This window comes from Streptomyces specialis (assembly GCF_001493375.1).
GTDB lineage: Bacteria > Actinomycetota > Actinomycetes > Streptomycetales > Streptomycetaceae > Streptomyces > Streptomyces specialis.
Genome location: NZ_LN929896.1, coordinates 1 through 21,875 on the forward strand (window position 1 = coordinate 1; position 21,875 = coordinate 21,875).

The window sequence follows — 21,875 nt, forward strand, 5'->3', positions numbered from 1 at the left end:
AATAGGGCCCGCCGCCCCGCCTCCTCCGCCCCCCGCCCCCCCCCCGCCTGGCCCCCCCCCCCCCGCCGCACCCCGCCGGCCACCCCGGCGCCGCCGGCAGGTCGCCGCGCAGATAGACGTGCATCGGCATCCGCGCCAGCAGGCACGCCAGCATCACCGGGATCCGCCCGGCCGGCACCCGAGCGGCCCTGACCGGCGGCGCCGGGGTGTCCGGCGGGGTGCGGCGGGCGCGGGCGGCCATGATGTCGGGGGTGCGGGCGGCGATGACGTCGAGCAGGGTCTGGAGCGGCGCGGCCAGTTTCTCGCCGAGCGGCGTGAGCGCGTAGGGGACGCGGACCGGCATCGCGGGCTCCACGTGCCGGGTGACCAGGCCGTCGTGGGCGAGGATCCGCAGGTTCTGCGCGAGCATCTTCTCGCTGATGCCGCCGACCCGGTCGCGCACCTGGGAGAACCGCTGCGGCCCCCGGCGCAGCGCGGCCAGGATCAGCACCCCCCAGCGGCTGGCGACGTGGTCCAGCGCGGTCCTGGCCGGGCAGTCGGCCGCGAAGACGTCGCGTGGGTCGCCCGCCGTCCGCGTTCCTCCGGTCATGGCCGGAGCTTACCGTGCGATAGGCACTTACCGATCGTGAGCGTCTGCCCCGGGGTGGGCCCCGGCGTGGCGGCCGGAACGGGACCGGTCGTGGCGTGTCAGGCGGCCCGGTCGCCGGGGCCGGTCGTGGCGTGTCAGGCGGCCCGGTCGCCGGGACCGCCCAGCACGCGGGACCCGCCGACCGGCAGGTCCCACAGCCGACCGGCCGGGAGCCCGGCCGCGCGCCCGGCGGCGCGGACGCGGACCAGGGGCTCCAGCGGCGGTTCGGCGGACAGCAGGAACGTCGCCCAGTGCATCGGCGCCATCCGCGCCGCCCCGACGTCGCGGCAGGCGAGGACGGCCTCCTCGGGATCGGTGTGCACGGCCCGTTGCAGCCACGGCGGGTCGTACGCGCCGATGGGCAGCATCGCCAGGTCGATGCCGGGGTAACGGGCGCCGATCTCGGTGAACCAGTGCCCGTATCCGGTGTCCCCCGCGAAGTAGATCCGCCGCCCCGAGCCGCCCGAGGCGCCCGAGCCGCCGTTCACGCCGGGGGTGCCGTCCGTGAGGACCCAGCCGCCCCACAGGGAGCGGCAGGTGTCGGTCAGGGTCCGCTTCGACCAGTGGTGGGCGGGCACGAAGTCGAAACGGACCGCGCCGCCGCCGGGCGCGGGCAGCTCCGCCGCCTCCCACCAGTCCAGCTCCGTGACGCGGGTGAAGCCCCTGCGGCGGCACCACTCGCCCACCCCGGCCGGGACGAACAGGGGGGTGCGGCGCGGCAGCCGCTTGAGGGTGGGGGCGTCGAGGTGGTCGTAGTGGTTGTGCGAGATGACCACGGCGTCCACCGGCGGCAGATCGTCCCAGGCCACGCCGACCGGGGTGATCCGGGCCGGGGTGGCGAGGATCTTCCGCGACCAGACCGGGTCGGTGAGCACGGTCAGGCCGCCCATGCGGATCACCCAGCTCGCGTGCCCGGCCCAGGTGACGGCGACGGTCCCGGCGCCGGCGGGCGGCAGCGGGCCGGGGGCGAACGGCAGCCCGGCGGTGTCGAGCAGCGCCGCCGCGCCCGGCCGCACCGCGCCCCTGCGGGCCATCCGGAGGAGGGTGGGCAGCCCCGGCAGCGGCGTGGTGAGCCGGTCGGCGAAGCTGCGCGGCCAGACGCGCCGCTCGAACAGCGGGCGCGGGGCGGGCGGCGGAGACGGGTCCCGCCGCTCGATCTGTTCCGTCATCGGCGCCTCCCATCGGGCCTGTTCCCCCAGCCCAGCACGGGCCGGGCGGGCGGCCCTCCGGAGCCGGGCGGCGTTGGTCCGGTGCGGTGACACAGTCCAACATGCGAAACGATATTGCTCACCATGCGAGACAGACGGAAGGATGCGGGCATGCCGGAAGCCGTGTACACCCATGGGCACCACGAATCGGTGCTGCGTTCCCACCGCTGGCGGACCGCGGAGAACTCCGCGGCCTATCTCCTGCCCGAGCTGCGTCCCGGGCTGTCCCTGCTGGACCTCGGATGCGGGCCCGGCACGATCACCGCGGACCTGGCCGGGCGCGTCGCCCCCGGGCCGGTCACCGCCGTCGATCACGCGCCGGACATCCTGCCCGCGGCCCGCGCGGAGGCCGCCGCCCGCGGCCTGACCACCGTGCGGTTCGCGACGGCGGACGCCCACGCGCTGGACTTCCCCGACGACTCCTTCGACGTGGTGCACGCGCACCAGGTGCTCCAGCACCTCGGCGACCCGGTACGGGCGCTGCGCGAGGCGCGCCGCGTCTGCCGACCCGGCGGCGTGGTGGCCGCGCGGGACGCGGACTACGCGGCCATGACGTGGTATCCGCTGCTGCCGGGCCTGGACGAGTGGCTGGCGCTCTACCGCCGCGTGGCCAGGGAGAACGGCGGCGAGCCGGACGCCGGGCGCCGCCTGCTGTCCTGGGCCCGCGCCGCGGGCTTCACCGACGTCACGGCGACGGCCTCGGTGTGGTGCTTCGCCACCCCGGAGGACCGCGCCTGGTGGAGCGCGCTGTGGGCGGACCGCACCACGGAGTCGTCCTACGCCCGCGTCGCGGTGGACGGCGGCCACGCCACCCGGGCCGACCTGGAACGCCTGGCGGACGCCTGGCGCGCGTGGGGCGCGCACGACGACGCGTGGTTCACGGTCCTCAACGGCGAAATCCTCTGCCGCGCGGTCTGACGGCCGCGCCGGGCGTCACGCCTCGCGGCGGACCTTCAAAGCCCACCGGACCAGGGGGACCTGGAGCGGCAGGCGGGCGTAGCCGAGGGTGCGCAGCGCCGTGCCGCGCCCGCTCCAGTCCTTCGCCATCTTCACGTTGCCGGGGAAGACGGCGACGAACAGCGCCGCCGAGGCCAGGGCGCCCGCGCGGCGGGTGGCCGGGAGGGCGACGGCCGCGGCGCAGGCCAGCTCGGCGACGCCGCTGCCGTAGGTCCAGGCGCGCGCGTCGCCGGGCAACTGCCGGGGGACGAGCGGGTCGAAGTACTTCGGCGCCGTGAAATGCAGGACGCCCGCCGCGCCGAGCAGGGCGGCGAGGCCCAGGGGGGCGAGGCGGCTGGCGGTGCTGGTCATCGGCGCTGTCCTGTCGTGTCCTCGGGCGCGGTCCGGATGGATCCTACTGACCGGTAGCCACTGGTGGTAGGGGTCGGCGTCAGGCGTCGGATCTCGCCCACAGGTGGAGGGCGAGCCCGATCAGCAGGACGGTGACCGCGCTGGACACGGACCGCACCGCGTTCCAGCGGCTCCAGCGCGGCGAGAAGTCCGCCCAGACCCGCGCCGCGTCGGCGGGGTCGCCGCCCGCGGCGGCCAGGGCGTCGTTGAGCGGCACGTTGACCGCCGCCGTGGGCACGAACGCGCCCAGCACGTAGACGGCCGCCGCGGCGAGGAACGCCAGGCCCGCCGCCCGGTGCCCGAGCAGGAGCAGCAGCCCGCCGGTCGCCGCCGCCGCGACCGGGACGCCCATGAACGCGGTCAGGAACGCCGGGTTGAGGATCTTGTCGTTCATGCTCTGCATCGCCCGCACCGAGTGCTCCGGCTCGATCGCGTCGAGTCCGGGCATCACGGACAGCGTGAACGACAGGAAGATTCCCGCCATGACGGCGGCGGTCAGCAGGGCCACGGACGCGGTGAGGACTACGAGGATCGCCATGCCCCCCAGTCAAGTGCCGGCCGGGGCGGGCGGCCATCATCGAGTGGCTCACCCGCATGCGCGGCCGTCTACGCCGCCGGGCCCAGCCGGAAGTCGTACCGCTCCGGGAGCGGCTCGTCGGTGAGGGCCGCCCACGCCCGGGCGAGGGAGTCGTCGTCCTCCGTCACGTCGGCCACGTCGAAGCCCGCGTCGAACGCGGCCCGCGCCGCGGCCGTCTCGCCCTCCGCGATCAGCGTCCACACGTCCAGCAACCGGAACCGGCCCGTCCGCCTGACCCCGGACGGCAGCCGGTCCAGCACGCCCCGCGCGCCGGCGGCGCGGCCCACGGCCCGCAGCGCGGGCCCCGCCTCGCGGGCCAGCGCCGCCAGCGCCGGGATCGGCACGGACGCCGTGTCCAGCGCCAGCTCCGTCGCCGTCAGGGCGTGCTCGGCGGCGCGCTCCGGATGGTCGGCGCAGGCGTGCGCGACGGCCAGGCAGCGCAGCGCCCACGGGCTCTTGGCGGCGGCCAGGGACCGCCCCCAGCTCCGCCGCGCCTGCGCCCGGTCGCCCGCGTGCCACTGGGCGACCCCCAGGTGGTAGAGGGCGAGCGGGCCCTCCGCCGCGTACTCCAGCCGCTCCCGCCAGGGGCGGGAGACCAGGGTCGGGCCGGGGGGCCGCTCGACGGCGAAGTCCTCCTCGGGCAGCCGCCCGCCGCGCAGCAGCTCCAGCCAGGGCCGCTGCTCCGGGCCGAGCGCGGCGGGGTCGAACGGGGTGCCGGGCAGCTCGAACGCGCCGCGCTCCACCTCCAGCGCGCCCCAGCCGCCACCGGTGTGCAGGATCTCCTTCGGGTCGAGGTCCGCGTACGGCAGCCACGCCGCGTGCGCCTGACGCAGCGCGTCCTCCGGCAGCGCCGCCGCGAGGCGCCGCTCGGCCTCCTCGCGGGAGGCGGCCGTCAGCGGGCCGTACGCCTCCAGCCAGGTCAGCTCCTCGCCCGCGCGCAGCGGCACATGGCCGTGGCCGTGGCTCGCGGGGCCGGCCTGGATCGTGGCGCAGCCGGGGGTGTCCTCGTCGGTGAGCCAGCGCTGCCAGCGCCGTCCGCCGCGCCCGGTGCCCCAGGCGGACAGCCGCCGGCCGCGCAGCGCGTCGGTGGAGGTCTGCGCCAGGCCGTCGCCGTGCGCGTCGAGGGCGGCGATCCACGGTCTGGTGCCCGGCGGGATCTCGTAGAACCAGTCGGACGCGTCTGCGGCGGCCAGCGGGTCGTCCGGCACGCGGACGCGGCGCGGCTCCCGTTCCGGCCCGGTGTGCCAGGCGTCGTCGGCGGGGGCCAGGACGCGGGCGCCCGGCGTGTCGGGAACGGCGGCGCTGGACCACCAGGTAACGGGAACGGTCCGCTCGTGGGGGTTCCGCAGGCGGACGCCGACGTGCAGGAAGTCGGAGCCGTCCGGCAGCCACAGGTCCACCTGGAACGGAATGTCGCGCAGCCGCTCCCACTCCCACAGCCGCAGCATCTGCCCGCCGTCGGGCGCGGCGACGACGGCGGCGTGGACGGGGGCGCAGGTCAGGGCGGAGCGGCCGTGGGCGCCGACGTTCCACTCGATGCCGCCGGAGAACCAGGCGCCGTTGAGGGCGCGGTGCACGGGCTGGAGCACGGGGTTGACGTGGAGCAGGTCCCGGCCGGTGGGCTTGTGGCGCAAGGAGTGGATCCGGCCACCGAGGGCCGGCAGGACGGTGACGGCCAGCCGGTCGTTCTCGATGACGAGGGCGTCCAGCTCCGAGGAGGCGCGGCGGCGGCCATAGCCGGCGAGCAGCCGCACGGGCAGCACCGAGGCCGGTGGCGTGTGGCCGCGCCGCCTGCGGTCCGGGACGGAACGGGCGGCGGCCGGGAGACCGGCGGGCGGCAGGAGGGCGGGCAGCGGGTTCTCCGGGCCGATGGCCGCTGCGGGCAGGATCAGCGTGCCGCGGCGGATGGTCGTGGTGACGGTCCCTGCCATTGGTGCCCCTCGCTCCCTCGCCCTGGGCGCCGCCGGATCGGTGGCGTGATCACCATGGAACACGGCGTGGGGCGCGGTGACCAGAGGGCCCCGGCGTCAGCGCCGCCGGACGAAGTACATCCCGCACAGGACGCCGATGAGGCCAGTGCCCAGAAGCGCCAGCCACAGCGGCATGGTGACCTCGGGGACGAGCAGGCGGATCCTCGTCCGCCTGCTGTTCTCGAAAATGAAGACGAGGGTCAGCGCGGCGACCGCCGCGATGCCGATCCGGGCCGGCGTCCAGAACGCGGGATCCCTGGGGCTTCTGGGGTTCTTGGGACCTCTGGGGCTCGCAGTCATGCCTCCAGGATGCGAGCGCCCGCGCGTTCCCGCCCGTCCACACGAGAGCGCGCCCCCGCCCGGCGGTCCGGGCGGGGGCGCGCTCGTCGCGTCCTACGCGTAGACGCGTTCCACGAACTGCGCGAGCTGGTCGTCGGTCAGCGAGCGGGCGAGGTCGGCCTCGGTGATCATGCCGACGAGCCGCTTGTTCCCGTCGATCACCGGCAGCCGCCGGATCTGGTGGCTCTCCATCTGCTGGAGCACCTCGTCCACCGAGGCGTCGCTGCTGATCCAGCGCGGCGTGCCCTTGCACAGCTCCGCCGCGGTCACCTGAGCCGGATCGTGCCCGGCGGCGACACAGCCCACGACGATGTCGCGGTCGGTCAGGATGCCGCACATGCGCTCGTTCTCATCACTGACGGGCAACGCTCCGACGTCGAGCTCGCGCATCACCTGCGCGGCACGGTCGAGCGTCTCGGTGGCGGGAATCCACTGAGCACCCGGGTTCATGATGTCGGCGGCGGTGGTCATGACGTCACATCCCTCCTCGGTTCGGTCAGTCTCCATCCTCAGTGGCCATCCTCCCCCCAGCGACCGCTATGCGCCATTCGAGTGATTTCAGTACGACCCCCGGAGAGATTGCCACCGCTGGTAGCATGCTGTCATGGGCAGCGAACCGCAGAGGTCGGCGAGCGAGCACTCGTCACCGCTCGACCTCGACGAACAGACGGTGGCCGAGCTGGCACGGCGACTGACACACCTGACCGCTGCGCACGATGCCGGGAGGGCCTCGCAAGCGATTCAGGAGCTCCTGGCCCGGATGGACCAGTGGGAGCCGTCCACCCCACCGGCGCGCCCGCTCGGCCGGGCCAGGAAGGTCAGTGTGTCGCTGCCCGAGGAGCTCACCGCGGCCGTCCAGCGGCGCGTCGGCAAGGGCGAGTTCAGCCGGTATGTCGCGGAGGCTGTCACCCGGCAGCTCGAACTGGACCTGCTGGGCGAGCTGGTCGCATCGCTCGACGCGGAGCACGGCCCGGTCCCGGAGGCGTTCCTGGCGGAGGCCGAGGCGGCATGGCCGGACGCCGGCTAGGGGTGGGGGGCACCCTCGTCCTCGACAGCGAGGGGCTGTCCAAGCTGGCGGCGGGCGACCCGCGGGTGCGGGCCTACGTGGAGACCGCTCACCAGCGGCGCGCTCGGGTCGTCGTCAGCGCGATCACGCTGACCGAGGTCCTCCGGGGCGGTCCCCGCGACGCGACGGTCCACCGGGTGCTGGCGCGCCTGGTCACGCTGCCGGTGACGCCCGAGCTGGCGCGGGCCGCCGGTGAGCTGCTCGGAGCCACCGGGCTGTCCGGTCATCGGTGCGCGATCGACTCCGTGGTGGCCGCGACGGCCCTGGGGGCGCCACGGCCCGTGCTGCTGCTGACCAGCGATCCCGACGATCTGGACCGGCTGGTCGAGGAGCCCGGCCGGGCGAAGGAGGCGCGGGTCGCTGTCGTGCGGGTGTGACGGACGGGTGCGGAGTCGATCGCCGGGTCCGTCCCGCTCAGGCCGTCCCGCTCAGGTCCAGGGGTGGGGCGTCGGGGCGTTCGATGCCGAACGCCCGCAGGTACAGGGCGAGTTCTGCCTCGATCGCGCGCTCGATGGTCGCCGCGCGGCGGAAGCCGTGGCCCTCGCCGGGGAACGCCAGGTAGGCGTGGGGGACGCCGCGCCCGGCGACGGCGGCCAGGAGCCGTTCGGCCTGCGCGGGCGGGCAGATCGGGTCGTCCAGGCCCTGGAGCAGGAGGAACGGGACGGTGATCCGCTCGGCGTGGTGGACCGGGGACCGCTCGCGGTACCGGTCGGGGACCTCGCTCAGCGGGCCGATCAGCGTCTCCAGGTAGTGCGACTCGAAGTCGTGGGTGTCGTCCACCGCCCAGCCGGTCAGGTCGAGGATCGGGTACTTGATCACGCCGCAGGCGTACAGGCCCTCGGCGGCCGGTGAGACCAGCGAGGCGGCGACGGTCCAGCCGCCGGCGCTGCCGCCCCGGATGGCCAGCCGCGCCGGGTCGGCGGTGCCCTCGGCGGCCAGGGCGCGGGCGACGGCGGCGCAGTCCTCGACGTCCACCACCCCCCACTGTCCGCGCAGCCGGTCGCGGTAGGCGCGGCCGTAGCCGCTGGAGCCGCCGTAGTTCACCTCGGCGACGCCGATGCCGCGCGAGGTGTAGTACGCGATCTCCAGGTCCAGCACGAGCGGCGCGCGGGCCGTCGGGCCGCCGTGGGCCCAGATGACGTACGGCGGTGCCTCGCCGTCCGGGCCCCGGACGGCGGGATGCCTCGGCGGGTAGACCTGGGCGTGGACCTCCCGGCCGCCGGGCCCCCGCACCACGCGGGCGACCGGCTCGGGATGGTACGCGGGATCGACGAGGTCGCGGTGCGGTTCGGCGACGACGCGGCAGTGCCCGGTGGCGGTGTCGAGGGAGACGATCTCGTGGTGGCGGTGCGGACCGGCCGCGACGCCGGAGACGACGGTGCCCCGGACCGCGAGCGAGGACGACCACTCGGTCCATGGCCCCGGCACCTCCACGAGGTCGCCGGTGGCCGGGTCGAGGACGCCGAGGCGGGCGTCGCCCCGGCCGTGGACGACGGCGACCGTCCCGTCGGCCAGCGGCGCGCACCAGGTGGCGCCGACGCGCCACAGCGGTCCGGCGAACTCCTCGTGGCGCGGGCAGAGGTTGACCGCGTCGCCGGTGTCCGGATCGACGCGGTGCGGGTTCCACCAGCCCGTGCGGTCGGTGACGGCGAGCAGGGTGCCGTCCGGTGCCCACCCGGCCTGGGCGACGGACTCCTCCGGGCCGCCCGCGAGGACGCGCGGGTCCGCGCAGCGGGGCGGGGTGCCGGTGACGTCCGCGATGATCAGCTCGGTGCCGTCCCAGGGCATGCGCGGGTGGTCCCAGGCGAGCCACACCGCGCGCCCGCCGTCCGGCGACAGCTTCGGCCCGGTGACGAAACGGTGCCGCTCGTCGGCCAGTTCACGGACGGCGGAACGGTCGCCGGCCGCCGAGCCGTCGAGCGGCACGGCCACCGGGACCCGCCGCACGTCGCCCGGCCCCTCGCCGGTGAACTCCTCCATCACGCACCACACTTCGCCCAGGTCGGGCAGGATCAGCGGATCGCACCAGCGCAGCCCGCCGCCGATGCCCGAGACGGGGGTGAGCGGGCGCGGTTCCACGGCGGCGGCGCCGGGGCCGGCGCCGGGCTCGGCGGCGTACAGGCGCTGGTCCGCGAAGTGCGTGAACACGGCCAGCGGGCCGCCCTGTTCGCGCGGCACGGCGGCCCACGGCCGCCCGCCGTACTCGATGACCCGGCTGCGGACGTTCCACGGCGGCGGCAGCACCGGCACCGGCCCGTCGCCGTCGGCGGTCAGCCGCAGCAGCGCGCGGCGCCCGCCCTCGGCGGGCCGGGGCGCGGTCCACCACAGCTCGGCGCCGACCGCGCCGAGGTACTCGGGCGCGCCGTCGTGGGCGGCGACCAGCGACGCGCCGACAGGGGACGGCCAACTGCCGTACGGCATCGTCTTCTTCGTCATCCCACCGGCCTCACAGGGAGCGCAGCGCGCGGTCGAGGACACGGGTGCCGAAGTGCAGGGCGCTGACCGGGACCCGCTCGTCCACGCCGTGGAACATCGCCTGGTAGTCGACGCCTTCGGGCAGCCGCAGCGGCATGAACCCGTAACTCCGCATCCCCAAGCGGGAGAACTGCTTGGCGTCGGTGCCGCCCGACATGCAGTACGGGATCACGTGCGCGCCCGGGTCGAAGTGGAGCAGCGCCTCGCGCATCACGGCGAACGACGGCGCGTCCACGGGCGCTTCGAGCGGGATCTCGCGGTGCGCGTACGTCCACTCCACGTCCGGGCCGGTCAGCCGGTCCAGTGTCGCGGTGAACTCCTCGTCGCCGCCCGGCAGGACCCGCCCGTCCACGTGCGCGGTGGCCCGGCCCGGGATCACGTTCAGCTTGTAACCGGCTTCCAGCATCGTGGGGTTGGCGCTGTTGCGGACGGTCGCGGCGACCAGCGCGGCGGCCGGGCCGATGCGGGCCAGCAGGCCGTCCACGGCCGCGTCGTCCACCGTGCCGTCCGCGCGGTCGAGGTCGGGCAGCGGGAGGCCGTAGATCGCGGCCAGCTCCGCGAGGGCGGCCCGCACGGTCGGGGTCAGCCGCACCGGCCAGGTGTGCTCCCCGATACGGGTGACGGCGGCGGCCACCCGGGTCACGGCGTTCTCGTGGTTGATCTTCGAGCCGTGCCCGGCCCGCCCGCGCGCCGTCAGGTTCAGCCAGGACGTGCCGCGTTCGCCCGCCGCCACCGGGTAGATCCGGCGGCCGTCGCCGGGGTGGAACGTGTACGCGCCCGACTCCCCCACCGCCTCGGTGCAGCCGTCGAACAGCTCGGGGCGGGTGGCGACGAGGAACCCCGACCCGAACTGAGCGGTGTCCTCCTCGTCGGCGGTGAACGCCAGCACGATGTCGCGCCGGGGCCGGACGCCGGCCCGCGCCCAGGCGCGGACGACGGCCAGGACCATGGCGTCGGAGTCCTTCATGTCCACGGCACCGCGCCCCCAGACGACCCCGTCGCGGATCTCGCCGGAGAACGGGTGCACCGTCCACTCGGCGGGGTCGGCGGGCACGACGTCGAGGTGGCCGTGGACGAGCAGCGCGTCGGCGGCCGGGTCGGTGCCGGGGATCCGCGCGACGACGTTGGTCCGGCCGGGCGCCTTCTCCAGCAGCAGCGGCTCGATCCCGGCCTCCGCGAGCCGCGCCGCGACGTACTCGGCGGCGGGACGCTCGACACCCACGCCGCCGCCCCGGTTGGTGGTGTCGAAGCGGATCAGGTCCGAGGTGAACCGGACGGCCTCGTCCAGGGCCCGGTCATCGATGTGCTCAGCCATACCATTCCTCCACCGCGGCGGATACCAGTGTCGTGACGGCCTTGAAGCAGCGGATCCCCTCGTACATGCCGGGCGCGGTGTACGCCACCCGGCACGGGCCGGTCCGCTCCACGCCGGGCACCACGGTCGCGGCGCCGGCGAGGTGTTCGGCGTCGAACTCGATCTCGACGTTCCGCGGCACGGGCGCCGCCGGCTCGTGCCGCACGGCGAGGGCGACGGCCCGCGCGGCGGCGGCCCGGATGGCGGCGGCCGTGCGGGCGGGGGTGCGGCAGACGGCCGCGTAACGGGAGACGTGGTCCTTGACGGCGACGGCCGGCGCGTCCGGGGCGTAGCCGCGCGCGTCGGCGCAGGTGCGGTCGTCGCCGGTGACCAGGACGACGGGGGTGCCGTACTCGGCGGCGACCAGCGCGTTCAGCAGCCCTTCGCTGGCCCGGACGCCGTCCACGAAGACGCCGGTCAGCGAGTTGCCCAGGTAGGTGTGGGCGAGCACGCCCTCGTCGCCCGCGCCCGTGTGGTACCCGACGAAGGCGATGCCGTCGATGTCGCCGTGCTGGACGCCCTCGACCATGCCGAGCGCCTTGTGCCGCCCGGTGAGCATCGAGGCGCGGTCGTCGAGCTGTTCGAGCAGGAGGTTCCGCATCGTCATGTGGGCCTCGTTGACCAGGACCTCGTCGGCGCCGCCGTCGAAGAACCCGGCGACGGCGGCGTTCACGTCGGAGGTGAACATCGGGCGGCACCGCTGCCACTCCGGCGTTCCCGGCAGGCAGTCGGCCGGCCAGGTCACCCCCGTGGCCCCCTCCATGTCGGCCGAGATGAGGATCTTGGTCATGCTCAGCCACGTTACCCGCCCCGCGCGGCCGGGGTCAGGAGGCGGCGGACAACCGGGGCGCGGCGGCTACGCGCAGTCGCCGGCGCACACCAGGGGACTCCCGGCCCACGTGCGCAGGGCGTGCGCCGTCGGGCTGTCCTCCGCGGCGGTGAACACGTGGAGCTGCTGCCCCATCCGCCCGTCCAGCGGCGGGACATGGAGTGTGGTGTAGGTCAGCTCCAGCTCCCCGGCGGCGGGATGGCGGTACCGCTTGGTGCCGGTGCCGCACATCATCACGTCGCCAGCCGCCCAGGTGCGGCGGAACTCCTCGCTGCGCTCGGACAGTTCGGCGATCAGCTCGGTCAGCCGGTGGTCGCCCGGGTACCGGCCGCGGGAGTGGCGCAGCATCGCGACCTGTTCGGTGGCCCGCTGCCGCCAGTCGGGGAACAGGGCGCGGGAGGCGGGGTCGAGGAAGAGATACCTGGCGCAGTTCCGGTCGGCTCCGCGGGCGGCGGGGGCGCCGAGGAGTTCGGCGCCCAGCCGGTTCCAGGCCAGGACGTCGAGGCGTTCGTCCACGACGTAGGCGGGCAGCTCCGGCATGCCGTCCAGGACGCGCCGCAGCTCGCGGCTGACGCCGCCCGGGGCGTGGTCGCCGGGGGACGTGCCGCCGGTCGCGCGGGGGCGGGTGGCGAGGGTGACGAGGTGCTGGTGCTCGACGCGGCCGCGGCCCAGCGCCGTGGCCAGGGCGTCCAGTACCTCGGCCGACGGCTGGGTGGCGCGGCCCTGTTCGAGCCGCACGTAGTAGTCGACGCTGATCCCGGCGAGTTGGGCCAGCTCCTCGCGGCGCAGCCCCCGGACCCTGCGGCGGCGCCCGTTGGCGATGCCGACGCTCTGCGGGGCGATCCGCGCGCGCCGGGAGCGCAGGAAGGCGCCCAGTTCACGGCCGTTGTCCTCCATGCCGCCCAGTATGCGTGGCCCTGGCAGTACCAGGACAGCGAGTCCGCAGGAAGAACGGGGTTCTGGCTGCCGCCGCCGGGAGCTGCGAGAACTGGGGCCATGGAAACCACGCAGCCCACGGACCGTACGGCCCCCGCACACGGCAAGAAGATCCTGATCGTCAGCGCGCACCCGGATCCCCGCTCCCTCACCGCGTCGCTCGCCTCCTTCGCGGAGGCCGAGCTGCGCCGGTCCGGGCACGAGGTGCGGACGTCCGACCTGTACGCGATGAAGTGGCGGGCCGAGGTGACCGCCGACGACTTCCCCGATTTCGAACGGCTCAGCCCCGACGGCCGCCTGGACGTGATGGAGGTGTCCGGCCGCGCGACGGCGGAGGGGCGGCTGTCGCCGGACATCGCGGCGGAGCAGGAGAAGCTGCTGTGGGCGGACGCGGTGATACTCCAGTTCCCGCTGTGGTGGTTCTCCGCGCCGGCGATCGTGAAGGGCTGGTTCGACCGGGTCCTGACCAACAACTTCGGCTACTTCTCCTCCGGCAACCCCGGCTACGGCGGCGGCACGCTGGCCGGGCGGCGGGCGCTGGTGGCGGTCACGCTGGGCGCCGGCGAGCCGTCGTTCTCCCCGCGCGGGATCCACGGGCCGCTGGCGGACGTGCTGTTCCCCATCCAGCACGGGGTGCTGTTCTTCACGGGCATGGACGTGCTGGAGCCGTTCGCCGTGTTCGGCGCCGCCGAGCTGGACGACGCCCGGTACGCGGAGGTGACGGCCGGGTACGGGGAGCGGCTGCGGGCGCTGTTCACGGACGAGCCGATCCCGTTCCGCTCGCTGCGCGACGGCGACTACACCCGCTCCCTCGAACTGCGGCCGGAGGTGGAGGCCCCGGGGGTCACCGGGTTCGACCTGCACCTCCGGACCAGGGGCTGAGCCCCTACGCGGCCGGCTTGTCCTTCTCCGTCTCGGCGGCGAGGTTGGCCAGGATCCGGTCGTAGATCGCGGCCAGGGCGCGCGGGGCGAAGAGGCGCTCGAACACGCCGCCGATGCCGCCCGCGCCCTCCCAGACGGTGCGGATGGTCACCCGGGAACGGGCGCCGTCGGTGCCCTCCCCGGGGACCACGGTCCAGGTGGTGACCAGCGTGGAGTTGCGGTCGCTCTCCACCAGCGTGTCGTCCGACGGCTCGGTGACGTCCATCAGGCACTCGCGCACGCGCTTGGACGTCGCGTGCAGCCGGAAGAAGACGACCGTGCCCTCGCCGTCGCCGCCCTCGCGGACCTCGTAGTCCTTGAACTGCTCCGGGAGCAGCCTCGGATGTGTCTGTCGGTAGTCGGCGATCGCATCGAGCACGTCGTCCGGCTTCGCCGCGATGTCCCGCCGCGCGACGACCTCGACCTGTGCCATGGGAACCTCCTGGGTCGGTGCGGATGTACGGCTATCTCATCACCTCGCGACGATCCCGCTTGACACCACCTCTTCGAACATGTGTCCTAATACGGCACGACGGCAGCGAGGAGGCCCCATGCGGTGGAACAACCTGAGCCTGAGCGAGGACGGCGCGGGCCCGGACGCCCCCGCGACGCCACCCGCGCTCTTCGGCGCCGCCGACGTCGTGACACGGCCCATCGACACGCCCGAGTTCCGGGGCATCACGTTCCACGAGGTGCGGGCCCGTTCCCTCGTCAACCGGGTGCCGGGCGCCTCACGGATGCCGTTCGCCTGGACGGTGAACCCGTACCGGGGCTGCTCGCACGCCTGCGTGTACTGCTTCGCCCGGAACACGCACAGCTACCTGGACCTGGACACCGGCATCGGGTTCGACTCCCAGATCGTCGTCAAGGTGAACGCCCCCGACCTGCTGCGCCGCGAGCTGGGCGCCCCACGCTGGGCGGGCGAGCACATCGCGATGGGCACCAACGTCGACTGCTACCAGCGCGCCGAGGGCCGTTACCGCCTGATGCCCGGCATCATCGCGGCGCTGCGCGACTACGCGAACCCGTTCTCGATCCTCACCAAGGGCACCCTCATCCTGCGCGACCTGGAGCTGCTGCGGCAGGCCGCCGCCGTCACGGACGTCGGGATCTCCGTCTCGGTCGGGTTCACCGACCCCGCGCTGTGGCGCACGGTCGAGCCGGGCACCCCGGCCCCCGAACGGCGGCTCGCCATGGTGCGGACCCTCGCCGGGCACGGCATCTCCTGCGGCGTGCTGATGGCCCCCGTCATCCCGTACCTGTCCGACTCCCCGGCCCAGTTGCGCGAGACGGTCCGCGCGATCGCCGCCGCCGGGGCCACGTCCGTCACACCGCTCGCCCTGCACCTGCGGCCGGGCGCCCGCGAGTGGTTCATGAGCTGGCTGGCCCGCCACCACCCGCATCTGGTCCGCCGGTACGAGGTGCTCTACGCCGACGGCTCCTACGCCCCCCGGTGGTACCAGCGCCGGATCACCGGCCAGGTCCACGAGCTGGCCGCCGAGTACGGCATGGGCCCCACCCGCAGGGGCGCCCACCGCGCTCTGCCGGAGCCCGCACCCGAGCCCGCGCCGGCGCCCGCGCCGGGTGCGACCCAGCTCACGCTCCTCTGACCCGGCCGCCCCTGGCCGTAGTGCCACGGGGCCGCATGTCCGGGGACGCGGACGGCAATCATCCGTATGCCCGGACTTCCCGGGCGGCACCTCCCGGAAGGCGGACGGCACGCGCGACGCCTCGCGGCCCGGAGGTGTGCCCCCACGCGCCCACCCGAAGGAGCACCCCCGTGAGCCTGCGCCTGCGCCGTGACATCACCGCCCGCGACACCGGCACCGGCATGGTCCTGCTGGACGAACGGAAAGGCCGGTACTGGCAGTTGAACGCGACCGGCGCCCTCGTTCTGCGCGCCCTGCTGGGCGGCGCCACGCCGGAGGAAGCCGCCGGCCGGCTCGCCGCCGACCGCCAGGTGGCACCCGAGCAGGCGGCGGCGGACGTCGGGGCGCTGATCGAGCGCCTCACCAGCGTCCGGCTGGCCGAACCCCTGCCCCGGACCTGACCTACCCGGCGCGCTTCACCGACCCGATGAACGCGGCCCACGCCCCCACCGAGAACACCAGCGACGACCCCGCCGGCACCTTGCTGTCCCGCACGGGCAGCACCCCACCGGGCCCGTCGTCGGCCACCTCGACACAGTCGCCGCCGTTCACGTTGCTGTAGCTCGATCTGCGCCACATGCGCGCCCACCTCACGAAAGCCCCGGCCCCCACCCCGACCGGACGGGACCATGTCTCTTATCAAACTCACCCGCCGCCGACACAAAAAAAAGTCGCGATGTTGTCAGCTTGTGCTTTCATAACAAACAACCATAGATGAACGAAAACGAGAGCTAGCACGCATAGACAGCACGCGACGCTGTAGCACGCACGTAGCCTCTTGCGCGGGCGGGGGAGAGGGGTAGAAGAGACAGATCCGGCACCCCGGGTAACCGCGCCCCGGGCCCGCCGGTGCCCTCTCGGCGTCGTATCTGCCGCCGTTGTCCTCGATGGCGGCAGGAGGCGGCGTCGCGGGTCCGCCCGGGGATCGAAGGGGGACTACGATCCGGCGATCTCCTGCCGGAGCTGGTGGGTGAAGCGACGCAGGAGGTCCAGCGTCTCCCGGAACTCGGCCCGGCGGTCGTCCCTGCCGTCGGTGGGCCGGATGCTCCAGACCCGACGCGCGAGAGCGTCGGCGAGATCCACGGTGTCGCCGGCGCAGAGCAGGTAGAGGGCCGAGCGCGCTTCCTGCATCCGGTGCGCCAACTCGTTGGCTCCCGGGCCGTCGTCGCTCAGTCGTGACTCCTTGAGGTAGTCCATCAGCTGAACCACGGCCGTGTTGAAGCCGATCCCGGCTTTGAGCTTCTGTTCGCGGAGCCACATGCGGTCCTGCCGGCGCGCGGTGAACCACGAACCGAACACCACGCCCATGAGGCCGATAGCGGCCCCGATGGCCACCGGCAGGACGCTCTCCACGGTCAACTCCCCCCGACGTTCGGCGATGCCAGGCTACAGAGGCCGTCGAAGACGCCTTGGGACAATCGCCGCGGCCAGGGGCGGCGTTGCGCGTGACGCCGTCGCTCTCCAGGCCGACCGCCGTGATCCGCGGCTCGTGGAAGACGGTCCCCGGCTGTTCCTGTGGTTGGTGAAGCCTGGCCGGCTCGGCGTCCTGATCACCAGCTCACCGTTCCGACATGCCCTGGACGAGACCTGCTCCTGGCCGGGAACCCGCCTGAGCGGAGCAACGATCGCGCGACCGCACCGAGCGACACCGACCCGGACGAAACGATCTCAGAACCGCTCCCCCGGGGGCCGACCGTGGTTCTGCCTGGACTTTCGTGGTCACCGGCGGCAGGATCAGCCGTTTCCGGATACGACACGACACCCAGCTCGTCACCACACCGCAGGGATCGCACGCCCATGAGCCAGACACCCTCCATCGCCGGCGCGTGGCACCGGCCGATGGTCGCTCGTTCCGCGGACGAGAAGCACCGCAGCGCGACCGCACTGGAGCTCTTTTTCGACCTGTCCTTCGTCGCCGCCGTCGCCCAGGCCGCCGTGGCGTTCGAACACGAGCTGGCCGAGGGGCACATCGCCCATGGCGTGCTCGGCTACGCCCTGGTGTTCTTCGCGATCTGGTGGGCGTGGATGAACTTCACCTGGTTCGCCTCCGCCTATGACACCGACGACGTCGCCTACCGGCTCCTCACCCTGGTCCAGATCACCGGCGCCCTGATCATGGCCGCCGGGGCGGCGGAAGCCCTCCAGTCCCAGGACTTCACCGTCATCACCTGGGGTTATGTCGTGATGCGCCTCGCGATGGTCAGCCAGTGGCTGCGCGCCGCGCGCGCCGATCCCGAACGCCGCACCAGTTGCCTGCGGTACGCGGTGGGGATTCTCGTCGTCCAGGTCGGCTGGGTGGCACGCCTGTTCGTTCCCGACGACGGTGGCCTCGTCCTGTTCGTGCTCCTGGCCCTGGCCGAACTCGGCGTCCCCGTCTGGGCCGAACGCGCCGCCACCACCACCTGGCACCCGCACCACATCGCCGAACGCTACGGCCTGTTCACCCTGATCGTCCTCGGCGAGTCGATCATCGCGGCCACGATGGCCGTCCGGACCGCCCTCGACGGCGATGCCGCGCTCGGTGACGTCGCCACCCTCGTCGTCGGCGGCATCCTCACCGTCTTCGCCCTGTGGTGGCTCTACTTCGCCCAGAACGCGCCCCGCAGGCTCACCGGGCTGCATTCCGCCCTGCTCTGGGGTTACGGCCACTACGCCGTCTTCGCCTCCGCGGGCGCGGTCGGCGCCGGGCTCGCGCTCAACGTCGCCCACGCCACCGGTCACGGCCACCTCGGCGACCACGCCGCCGCGGCTGCCTACACGGTCCCTGTCGCCGTCTTCATCACCATCGTCTGGCTTCTGCACCACCGAGCTTCCGAGGTGCGCGGCGCGAGCGACATCATCCACCCGCCGGCCGTTCTCGCGATCCTGGCCGCGACCTTCGCCCCCGAGCCCGTGCTCGTCACCGGGATCCTCGCGGCACTCCTCATCGCCGCGACCCTGGTCGTGGCGGCCCGCACCACCCCCGCGCCCCGCCAGACATAAGGGCAGCCCTACCCGAGACAGCCCGACTCCACGCCCTGTCGGAGACGGGGGCTACCCGCGCCGGGCAGCGACAGCGTCGGTGTACAGCTCCCGTGTCAGGTCTTCCTCGCTGATGCCCAGGTCTGCCAAAACTCCGCGAACGGCGGCCAGTGCGTCCGGCACCTGCTCGTCGTCGGCCACCAGCGTCTCGATCTCGATGAACGTGCCGGCGATCTCGGGGACGCGCACGAGCGTGGCGAGCAGCTTTCGGCCGTGCGCGTCGAACGCGTGGTTGCGGCAACGCTTCTGAAAGGCGATGACGGGCTCATAGCCCAAGCCGCGCAGCAGCGCGTCGGTCGCTTCCGGGTCTTCCACACGCGTTTCTTGCTCCGGCTTGGAGCCGGACGCCTCATCGAGCACGGACCCCTTGAAAGTCAGGAGGGAAACAGTGCTTTCGGGACCGAGGACAGTGCGGATGCGCAGTTCGTGGCCACGGGTGCCGAGTTCGCCGTCCGGCCTGTCGTAGTAAGCGTCCTGGTAGACCTCGGACCGGCCCGGCGCCAGCGCGTCCAGGCGCCGGGCGACTTCCTCCGGGTTGCGGACCCGCGCCTTCAACTCCGCCTCGATCACCCTGACTTCCTTCCATCAGACGATGCGCTCGCCGTCATCGAGCATCGCCTGAAACATACGCCGGAAGCCGGCGAACAGGGGCCCGCTCGGTGTCTCCACGACCTTGTATGTGGCCGACTTGTGCCCCTCCCAGCCGACATCGAAGGATGAGACGTAGACGGTGCTGTCCAGACGGATCAACCGCCAGGTCGGCAGGATTCGGTATCTGTATGCCTGGACCTCGCAGACCTCGGCCAGCTCTGCCAGCCGGGCCTCGGCCAGCCGGACGCCGCCAGCCAGCGATTCGGCGCTCTCGCCGATCTCCTCGGCCCGCTGGGCCAGAGCGGGTGCCTCGGGGTGCAGAAGCAGTACACGCAGGGTCGGCGCCGGCCCGGAGACACGGGTGAGGGTTGGCCGGAGGAGGGAGTCCCGCAGGCCCAGGAGCCCCAGGCCGCGCACCGCGAGGACGTCCAGCTCGGTCGCCTGGCGTGCCTGCCGCTGGATCTCACCTCCGGCGGTGGCCTGGGTGTGGTAGGTCCGGACGACTTCGGGGAACGTGGCCAGGTCGAACGCCGTTCCGGCCGCCGTCTCGCGCCCGGCCGCCAGGCCAAGGAGGTGACGGGCTTGGTCGGGCATGTCCAGTCCATCCGCGATCCGTTCGAACACCTCCAGCGCGGTGACAACGCGCCGCCCCTTGATGATCTCGTTGACGCGGGCTTGCGTCATACCCACGGCTGTCGCAACGCGCGCCTGCCCCGCTCCGGTGAAGCGCTGCACGAGGCGGAACAGCGCACCGATGTCGCGATCACGGAGGGCGGCGCGGACATCCGCGTGGCGCCATGCCGTGTCGGAGAGGTCAAGGGGCACCAGCGCCCTGTTCATGGTCACTCCCAGCAGCCGTGACGCCGTATCTCACCGTGAGATTACCGCTGCGGTATCGAGACAATACGGTGCGTGGTGGAACTCTCGGGGCACCCCTCCGACGCTGGAGTGCCCCATGGCAACGATCGCCCGAACAGTACCCCGCCCTTCCCCGTCTGGGTCCCGTCCGGCCACTTGGCCGGGCAACGCCCCTGCGGCGTGGACCGGGACGCCGTGCTCGTGAGGCGCTTCGACGGCGTCCGGGCGCTCGGTGTCCTGGACCGGGCTTCCGGCGGCGTGATCGAGGACCGGGAGGCCGGCTTCGTCGCATGGCTGGTCGAGCCGGGCGCGGGTATCGGCTGGGAGCTGCCGGGCGTCTCGGTGTTCGGCCGTGAAGATGCCCTCGCCCCGGTACCAGCCGCCACCGGTGCCGGTCCGGCCGCTCGGGCAGAGGTGAGCGGCGTGAACGACAGGCTTCCCTACGAGGTGCTGCTGAAGCGGTACCGGACCGACGACGCCAGCCTCCAGCTCCTGGCGGCGCCGGGCCGCCAGGACGCCTGCGAGGTGCGCCGGTGGCTGCAACGGCTCGGTATCCGCGTGGACTTCGTCCACGACTACCCCTACCGGACCGGCGAAGTGACGGAACTGGCCGGGCTGATCACCGACTGGTGGTACACCCCCGGCCAGGGAATCCGCGAGGTACTGCACACGACCGGCCTGCGCTACAGCCAGGCACTGCGCCTCCTCACGCCCACCGACCGGCCAGGACCACGCGGAACGCTCCTGCCCCCGTCCCGCCCGCCGAACTGCGCCGCCGCTACCTCACGGACCACGAATCCGTGACCGCCCTCGCGCAGGACTTCCACACCTCCGAAAGCACCGTCCGCCGCTGGCTGACGCAGGCCGGAGCCCAACTCCGCGACCACGCCGCCTCCCGCGCCGCCCTCCGCGCCCGCAACAAGCAGCGCCACCCATGACCAGCCGCACGAAGCATGAAAGGAGCCGCCTCCGTGGAGACCTTCGAACGCGCCCGACTCGACGCCTACTTCGGACGCATTGCCTCGCACTTCGCACCTGCCGGGCGTCCGGCCGCGTTCCTGATCACGCATCTGCTCCCGGAACGGCCGGCGTTCGTCCGGGGCGTGGCGAGCGTGACCGAGCTGCGCGCGGTGCTGCCCAAGCCGAAGTCCGTGCACGCCGAGGCGCTGCGTCAGGTCGAGGCGGACGGGCACGCCTGCGACAGGTTGTCGCGCGAGCTGTTCGCCGATCCAGCGCGCGCGGTGCGGTACATCGAAGCACGTGCCGCAGGCTGTCCGGTCGTTCTCCTCGACGTGGGCGGGTACTTCGCCCCGTCACTCACAGCACTGTGTGACCGGTTCTCGGGCCGAATCCTTGGCGTGGTCGAGGACACCGAGAACGGGCACCGCCGTTATGCCGCCTTCGACAAGCCGCCCTGCCCCGTCGTCTCGGTCGCCCGGTCACCGCTCAAAGATCCGGAGGACTTTCTCGTCGGGCAGTCGGTCGTGTTCTCGACCGAGGCGCTCATGCGCGGCCGGGGCGACATCCTGCACGGCCGTACGGCGCTCGTGATCGGCTTTGGCAAACTCGGGTCGAGCATCGCCCGTTTGCTGCACGCCAAGGGCGTACGGGTCGCGGTGTACGACATCGACCCCGTACGCCGCACCCAGGCGCTCTCACAGGGATTCACGGTGGCCCGCGACCGCGAGGCCGGACTCAGCGACGCCGGGCTCGTGCTGTGCGCGACCGGAGCGCTCTCGCTGCGTGGCGAGGACTTCCCCAGGCTGCGCAACGGCGCATACGTGGCCACCGTGACCAGTAGCGAGGACGAACTCGAACTCGGCGGCCTGCCCGATGTGTACGAGCGCGACTCGATCGGCGAACACGTGACCCGGTATTTAACGACTGGTCATTACTTCTACCTGCTCAACGGGGGCAACGCCGTCAACTTCCTGCACGGCGCCAGCGTGGGCCCGTTCATCTTCCTCGTCCAAGCCGAGATACTCGCCGCCTCCGCCACGCTCGCCCGCGGTGGCCTCGACCCGGGAATGCACGAGACCGCGCCGAGCGATCGAGCGGCCATCGCCGCGACCTGGCTCGACTACTTCAACCGATGAGGAGAACACC

At 73.5% G+C, this 21,875-nt stretch carries 26 protein-coding genes; 10 read left to right on the forward strand and 16 right to left on the reverse strand.

What is annotated here, in order from left to right; all coding sequences use genetic code 11:
* Positions 1 to 589: winged helix-turn-helix transcriptional regulator (locus tag BN2279_RS29980; protein ID WP_199827752.1), on the reverse strand; the 589-nt coding region annotated here is incomplete at its 3' end.
* A 134-nt stretch (positions 590 to 723) separates the two neighbouring features.
* Positions 724 to 1,797, reverse strand: coding sequence for an MBL fold metallo-hydrolase (locus tag BN2279_RS18175; protein WP_059010984.1), 1,074 nt, complete (start codon positions 1,795 to 1,797; stop codon positions 724 to 726).
* 150 nt (positions 1,798 to 1,947) lie between these two features.
* Between BN2279_RS18175 and BN2279_RS18180 the strand changes: the two genes are divergently transcribed.
* Positions 1,948 to 2,754, forward strand: a complete 807-nt coding sequence (locus BN2279_RS18180; protein ID WP_059010986.1) for a methyltransferase domain-containing protein — start codon at positions 1,948 to 1,950, stop codon at positions 2,752 to 2,754.
* Positions 2,755 to 2,769: 15 nt separating this feature from the next.
* On the opposite strand, the gene BN2279_RS18185 is transcribed toward BN2279_RS18180, so the two are convergent.
* The 5 genes from BN2279_RS18185 to BN2279_RS18205 form a co-directional block, all read right to left on the reverse strand.
* Entirely contained in the window at positions 2,770 to 3,144 is a 375-nt protein-coding gene (locus tag BN2279_RS18185; RefSeq protein WP_059010987.1) for a DoxX family protein, read from the reverse strand.
* Between the two features lie 79 nt (positions 3,145 to 3,223).
* Positions 3,224 to 3,721 (reverse strand): anthrone oxygenase family protein, encoded by a 498-nt coding sequence (locus tag BN2279_RS18190; protein ID WP_059010989.1) that lies wholly within the window; start codon positions 3,719 to 3,721, stop codon positions 3,224 to 3,226.
* A 68-nt stretch (positions 3,722 to 3,789) separates the two neighbouring features.
* Positions 3,790 to 5,691, reverse strand: coding sequence for a DUF5107 domain-containing protein (locus BN2279_RS18195; protein WP_059010992.1), 1,902 nt, complete (start codon positions 5,689 to 5,691; stop codon positions 3,790 to 3,792).
* A 96-nt stretch (positions 5,692 to 5,787) separates the two neighbouring features.
* Positions 5,788 to 6,030 (reverse strand): LapA family protein, encoded by a 243-nt coding sequence (locus BN2279_RS18200; RefSeq protein WP_059010993.1) that lies wholly within the window; start codon positions 6,028 to 6,030, stop codon positions 5,788 to 5,790.
* A 93-nt stretch (positions 6,031 to 6,123) separates the two neighbouring features.
* Complete coding sequence (locus BN2279_RS18205; protein ID WP_059010995.1) at positions 6,124 to 6,540, reverse strand: CBS domain-containing protein; 417 nt, start codon at positions 6,538 to 6,540, stop codon at positions 6,124 to 6,126.
* Between the two features lie 133 nt (positions 6,541 to 6,673).
* On the opposite strand from BN2279_RS18205, the gene BN2279_RS18210 reads away from it, so the two are divergent.
* Complete coding sequence (locus BN2279_RS18210) at positions 6,674 to 7,096, forward strand: hypothetical protein (protein WP_199827753.1); 423 nt, start codon at positions 6,674 to 6,676, stop codon at positions 7,094 to 7,096.
* Positions 7,078 to 7,512, forward strand: a complete 435-nt coding sequence (locus BN2279_RS18215) for a type II toxin-antitoxin system VapC family toxin (protein WP_059010997.1) — start codon at positions 7,078 to 7,080, stop codon at positions 7,510 to 7,512. Before BN2279_RS18210 ends, BN2279_RS18215 begins: the two co-directional genes overlap by 19 nt.
* Positions 7,513 to 7,549: 37 nt before the next feature.
* Here BN2279_RS18215 and BN2279_RS18220 read toward each other — a convergent pair whose 3' ends face one another.
* The 4 genes from BN2279_RS18220 to BN2279_RS29985 form a co-directional block, all read right to left on the reverse strand.
* The gene (locus tag BN2279_RS18220) at positions 7,550 to 9,571 is read right to left on the reverse strand and encodes a S9 family peptidase (RefSeq protein WP_059010999.1); all 2,022 of its coding nucleotides are present in this window, start codon (positions 9,569 to 9,571) and stop codon (positions 7,550 to 7,552) included.
* A gap of 10 nt (positions 9,572 to 9,581) precedes the next feature.
* Positions 9,582 to 10,925, reverse strand: coding sequence for a M20/M25/M40 family metallo-hydrolase (locus tag BN2279_RS18225; RefSeq protein WP_059011001.1), 1,344 nt, complete (start codon positions 10,923 to 10,925; stop codon positions 9,582 to 9,584).
* Positions 10,918 to 11,754: a M55 family metallopeptidase gene (locus tag BN2279_RS18230; protein ID WP_059011003.1), complete on the reverse strand. Its 837-nt coding sequence runs from the start codon at positions 11,752 to 11,754 to the stop codon at positions 10,918 to 10,920. The genes BN2279_RS18225 and BN2279_RS18230 overlap by 8 nt, the downstream gene beginning before the upstream one ends.
* Positions 11,755 to 11,820: 66 nt before the next feature.
* Positions 11,821 to 12,690: a helix-turn-helix transcriptional regulator gene (locus BN2279_RS29985; protein ID WP_059011005.1), complete on the reverse strand. Its 870-nt coding sequence runs from the start codon at positions 12,688 to 12,690 to the stop codon at positions 11,821 to 11,823.
* Positions 12,691 to 12,789: 99 nt separating this feature from the next.
* On the opposite strand from BN2279_RS29985, the gene BN2279_RS29990 reads away from it, so the two are divergent.
* Positions 12,790 to 13,611: an NAD(P)H-dependent oxidoreductase gene (locus BN2279_RS29990; RefSeq protein ID WP_059011007.1), complete on the forward strand. Its 822-nt coding sequence runs from the start codon at positions 12,790 to 12,792 to the stop codon at positions 13,609 to 13,611.
* A gap of 4 nt (positions 13,612 to 13,615) precedes the next feature.
* Here the strand turns inward: BN2279_RS29990 and BN2279_RS18245 are convergent, their stop codons facing one another.
* Positions 13,616 to 14,083, reverse strand: coding sequence for an SRPBCC family protein (locus BN2279_RS18245; RefSeq protein ID WP_059011009.1), 468 nt, complete (start codon positions 14,081 to 14,083; stop codon positions 13,616 to 13,618).
* Between the two features lie 118 nt (positions 14,084 to 14,201).
* On the opposite strand from BN2279_RS18245, the gene BN2279_RS18250 reads away from it, so the two are divergent.
* Both BN2279_RS18250 and BN2279_RS27920 read left to right on the forward strand, forming a co-directional pair.
* A complete protein-coding gene (locus BN2279_RS18250) occupies positions 14,202 to 15,260 on the forward strand; it encodes an Rv2578c family radical SAM protein (protein ID WP_059011011.1) in 1,059 nt (352 codons plus the stop codon).
* 170 nt (positions 15,261 to 15,430) lie between these two features.
* Positions 15,431 to 15,700 carry a lasso peptide biosynthesis PqqD family chaperone gene (locus tag BN2279_RS27920; protein WP_267887136.1) on the forward strand — a complete coding sequence of 90 codons (270 nt, stop codon included), beginning with the start codon at positions 15,431 to 15,433 and terminating at the stop codon, positions 15,698 to 15,700.
* A gap of 1 nt (position 15,701) precedes the next feature.
* Here the strand turns inward: BN2279_RS27920 and BN2279_RS18260 are convergent, their stop codons facing one another.
* Both BN2279_RS18260 and BN2279_RS18265 read right to left on the reverse strand, forming a co-directional pair.
* Positions 15,702 to 15,878 (reverse strand): DUF397 domain-containing protein, encoded by a 177-nt coding sequence (locus BN2279_RS18260; protein ID WP_059011014.1) that lies wholly within the window; start codon positions 15,876 to 15,878, stop codon positions 15,702 to 15,704.
* A gap of 357 nt (positions 15,879 to 16,235) precedes the next feature.
* A complete protein-coding gene (locus BN2279_RS18265; protein ID WP_059011015.1) occupies positions 16,236 to 16,652 on the reverse strand; it encodes a hypothetical protein in 417 nt (138 codons plus the stop codon).
* Positions 16,653 to 17,096: 444 nt separating this feature from the next.
* Between BN2279_RS18265 and BN2279_RS18270 the strand changes: the two genes are divergently transcribed.
* On the forward strand, positions 17,097 to 18,281 hold the full coding sequence (locus BN2279_RS18270) for a low temperature requirement protein A (protein ID WP_059011017.1): 1,185 nt from the start codon (positions 17,097 to 17,099) through the stop codon (positions 18,279 to 18,281).
* Positions 18,282 to 18,332: 51 nt separating this feature from the next.
* On the opposite strand, the gene cyaB is transcribed toward BN2279_RS18270, so the two are convergent.
* Positions 18,333 to 18,890 carry a class IV adenylate cyclase gene (gene cyaB, locus BN2279_RS18275; protein ID WP_059011018.1) on the reverse strand — a complete coding sequence of 186 codons (558 nt, stop codon included), beginning with the start codon at positions 18,888 to 18,890 and terminating at the stop codon, positions 18,333 to 18,335.
* A 15-nt stretch (positions 18,891 to 18,905) separates the two neighbouring features.
* Positions 18,906 to 19,751: a helix-turn-helix domain-containing protein gene (locus tag BN2279_RS18280; protein WP_059012507.1), complete on the reverse strand. Its 846-nt coding sequence runs from the start codon at positions 19,749 to 19,751 to the stop codon at positions 18,906 to 18,908.
* A gap of 219 nt (positions 19,752 to 19,970) precedes the next feature.
* On the opposite strand from BN2279_RS18280, the gene BN2279_RS28675 reads away from it, so the two are divergent.
* Genes BN2279_RS28675 through BN2279_RS18290 form a run of 3 tightly spaced genes read left to right on the forward strand, consistent with a single transcriptional unit; the run spans position 19,971 to position 21,865 of the window.
* Positions 19,971 to 20,573 carry a hypothetical protein gene (locus tag BN2279_RS28675; protein WP_159037263.1) on the forward strand — a complete coding sequence of 201 codons (603 nt, stop codon included), beginning with the start codon at positions 19,971 to 19,973 and terminating at the stop codon, positions 20,571 to 20,573.
* Positions 20,570 to 20,707 (forward strand): hypothetical protein, encoded by a 138-nt coding sequence (locus tag BN2279_RS29475; RefSeq protein WP_159037264.1) that lies wholly within the window; start codon positions 20,570 to 20,572, stop codon positions 20,705 to 20,707. The genes BN2279_RS28675 and BN2279_RS29475 overlap by 4 nt, the downstream gene beginning before the upstream one ends.
* Positions 20,708 to 20,740: 33 nt before the next feature.
* A complete protein-coding gene (locus BN2279_RS18290) occupies positions 20,741 to 21,865 on the forward strand; it encodes an adenosylhomocysteinase (RefSeq protein ID WP_059011022.1) in 1,125 nt (374 codons plus the stop codon).
* The last annotated feature ends 10 nt before the right edge of the window (positions 21,866 to 21,875 follow it).

Bases quoted from the DNA above. Each gene is read 5' to 3' on its own strand.
- BN2279_RS18175 (WP_059010984.1), bottom strand. From the start codon at position 1,797: ATGACGGAACAGATCGAGCGGCGGGACCCGTCTCCGCCGCCCGCCCCG.
- BN2279_RS18180 (WP_059010986.1), top strand. From the start codon at position 1,948: ATGCCGGAAGCCGTGTACACCCATGGGCACCACGAATCGGTGCTGCGT.
- BN2279_RS18185 (WP_059010987.1), bottom strand. From the start codon at position 3,144: ATGACCAGCACCGCCAGCCGCCTCGCCCCCCTGGGCCTCGCCGCCCTG.
- BN2279_RS18190 (WP_059010989.1), bottom strand. From the start codon at position 3,721: ATGGCGATCCTCGTAGTCCTCACCGCGTCCGTGGCCCTGCTGACCGCC.
- BN2279_RS18195 (WP_059010992.1), bottom strand. From the start codon at position 5,691: ATGGCAGGGACCGTCACCACGACCATCCGCCGCGGCACGCTGATCCTG.
- BN2279_RS18200 (WP_059010993.1), bottom strand. From the start codon at position 6,030: ATGACTGCGAGCCCCAGAGGTCCCAAGAACCCCAGAAGCCCCAGGGAT.
- BN2279_RS18205 (WP_059010995.1), bottom strand. From the start codon at position 6,540: ATGACCACCGCCGCCGACATCATGAACCCGGGTGCTCAGTGGATTCCC.
- BN2279_RS18210 (WP_199827753.1), top strand. From the start codon at position 6,674: ATGGGCAGCGAACCGCAGAGGTCGGCGAGCGAGCACTCGTCACCGCTC.
- BN2279_RS18215 (WP_059010997.1), top strand. From the start codon at position 7,078: ATGGCCGGACGCCGGCTAGGGGTGGGGGGCACCCTCGTCCTCGACAGC.
- BN2279_RS18220 (WP_059010999.1), bottom strand. From the start codon at position 9,571: ATGACGAAGAAGACGATGCCGTACGGCAGTTGGCCGTCCCCTGTCGGC.
- BN2279_RS18225 (WP_059011001.1), bottom strand. From the start codon at position 10,925: ATGGCTGAGCACATCGATGACCGGGCCCTGGACGAGGCCGTCCGGTTC.
- BN2279_RS18230 (WP_059011003.1), bottom strand. From the start codon at position 11,754: ATGACCAAGATCCTCATCTCGGCCGACATGGAGGGGGCCACGGGGGTG.
- BN2279_RS29985 (WP_059011005.1), bottom strand. From the start codon at position 12,690: ATGGAGGACAACGGCCGTGAACTGGGCGCCTTCCTGCGCTCCCGGCGC.
- BN2279_RS29990 (WP_059011007.1), top strand. From the start codon at position 12,790: ATGGAAACCACGCAGCCCACGGACCGTACGGCCCCCGCACACGGCAAG.
- BN2279_RS18245 (WP_059011009.1), bottom strand. From the start codon at position 14,083: ATGGCACAGGTCGAGGTCGTCGCGCGGCGGGACATCGCGGCGAAGCCG.
- BN2279_RS18250 (WP_059011011.1), top strand. From the start codon at position 14,202: ATGCGGTGGAACAACCTGAGCCTGAGCGAGGACGGCGCGGGCCCGGAC.
- BN2279_RS18260 (WP_059011014.1), bottom strand. From the start codon at position 15,878: ATGTGGCGCAGATCGAGCTACAGCAACGTGAACGGCGGCGACTGTGTC.
- BN2279_RS18270 (WP_059011017.1), top strand. From the start codon at position 17,097: ATGAGCCAGACACCCTCCATCGCCGGCGCGTGGCACCGGCCGATGGTC.
- BN2279_RS18280 (WP_059012507.1), bottom strand. From the start codon at position 19,751: ATGAACAGGGCGCTGGTGCCCCTTGACCTCTCCGACACGGCATGGCGC.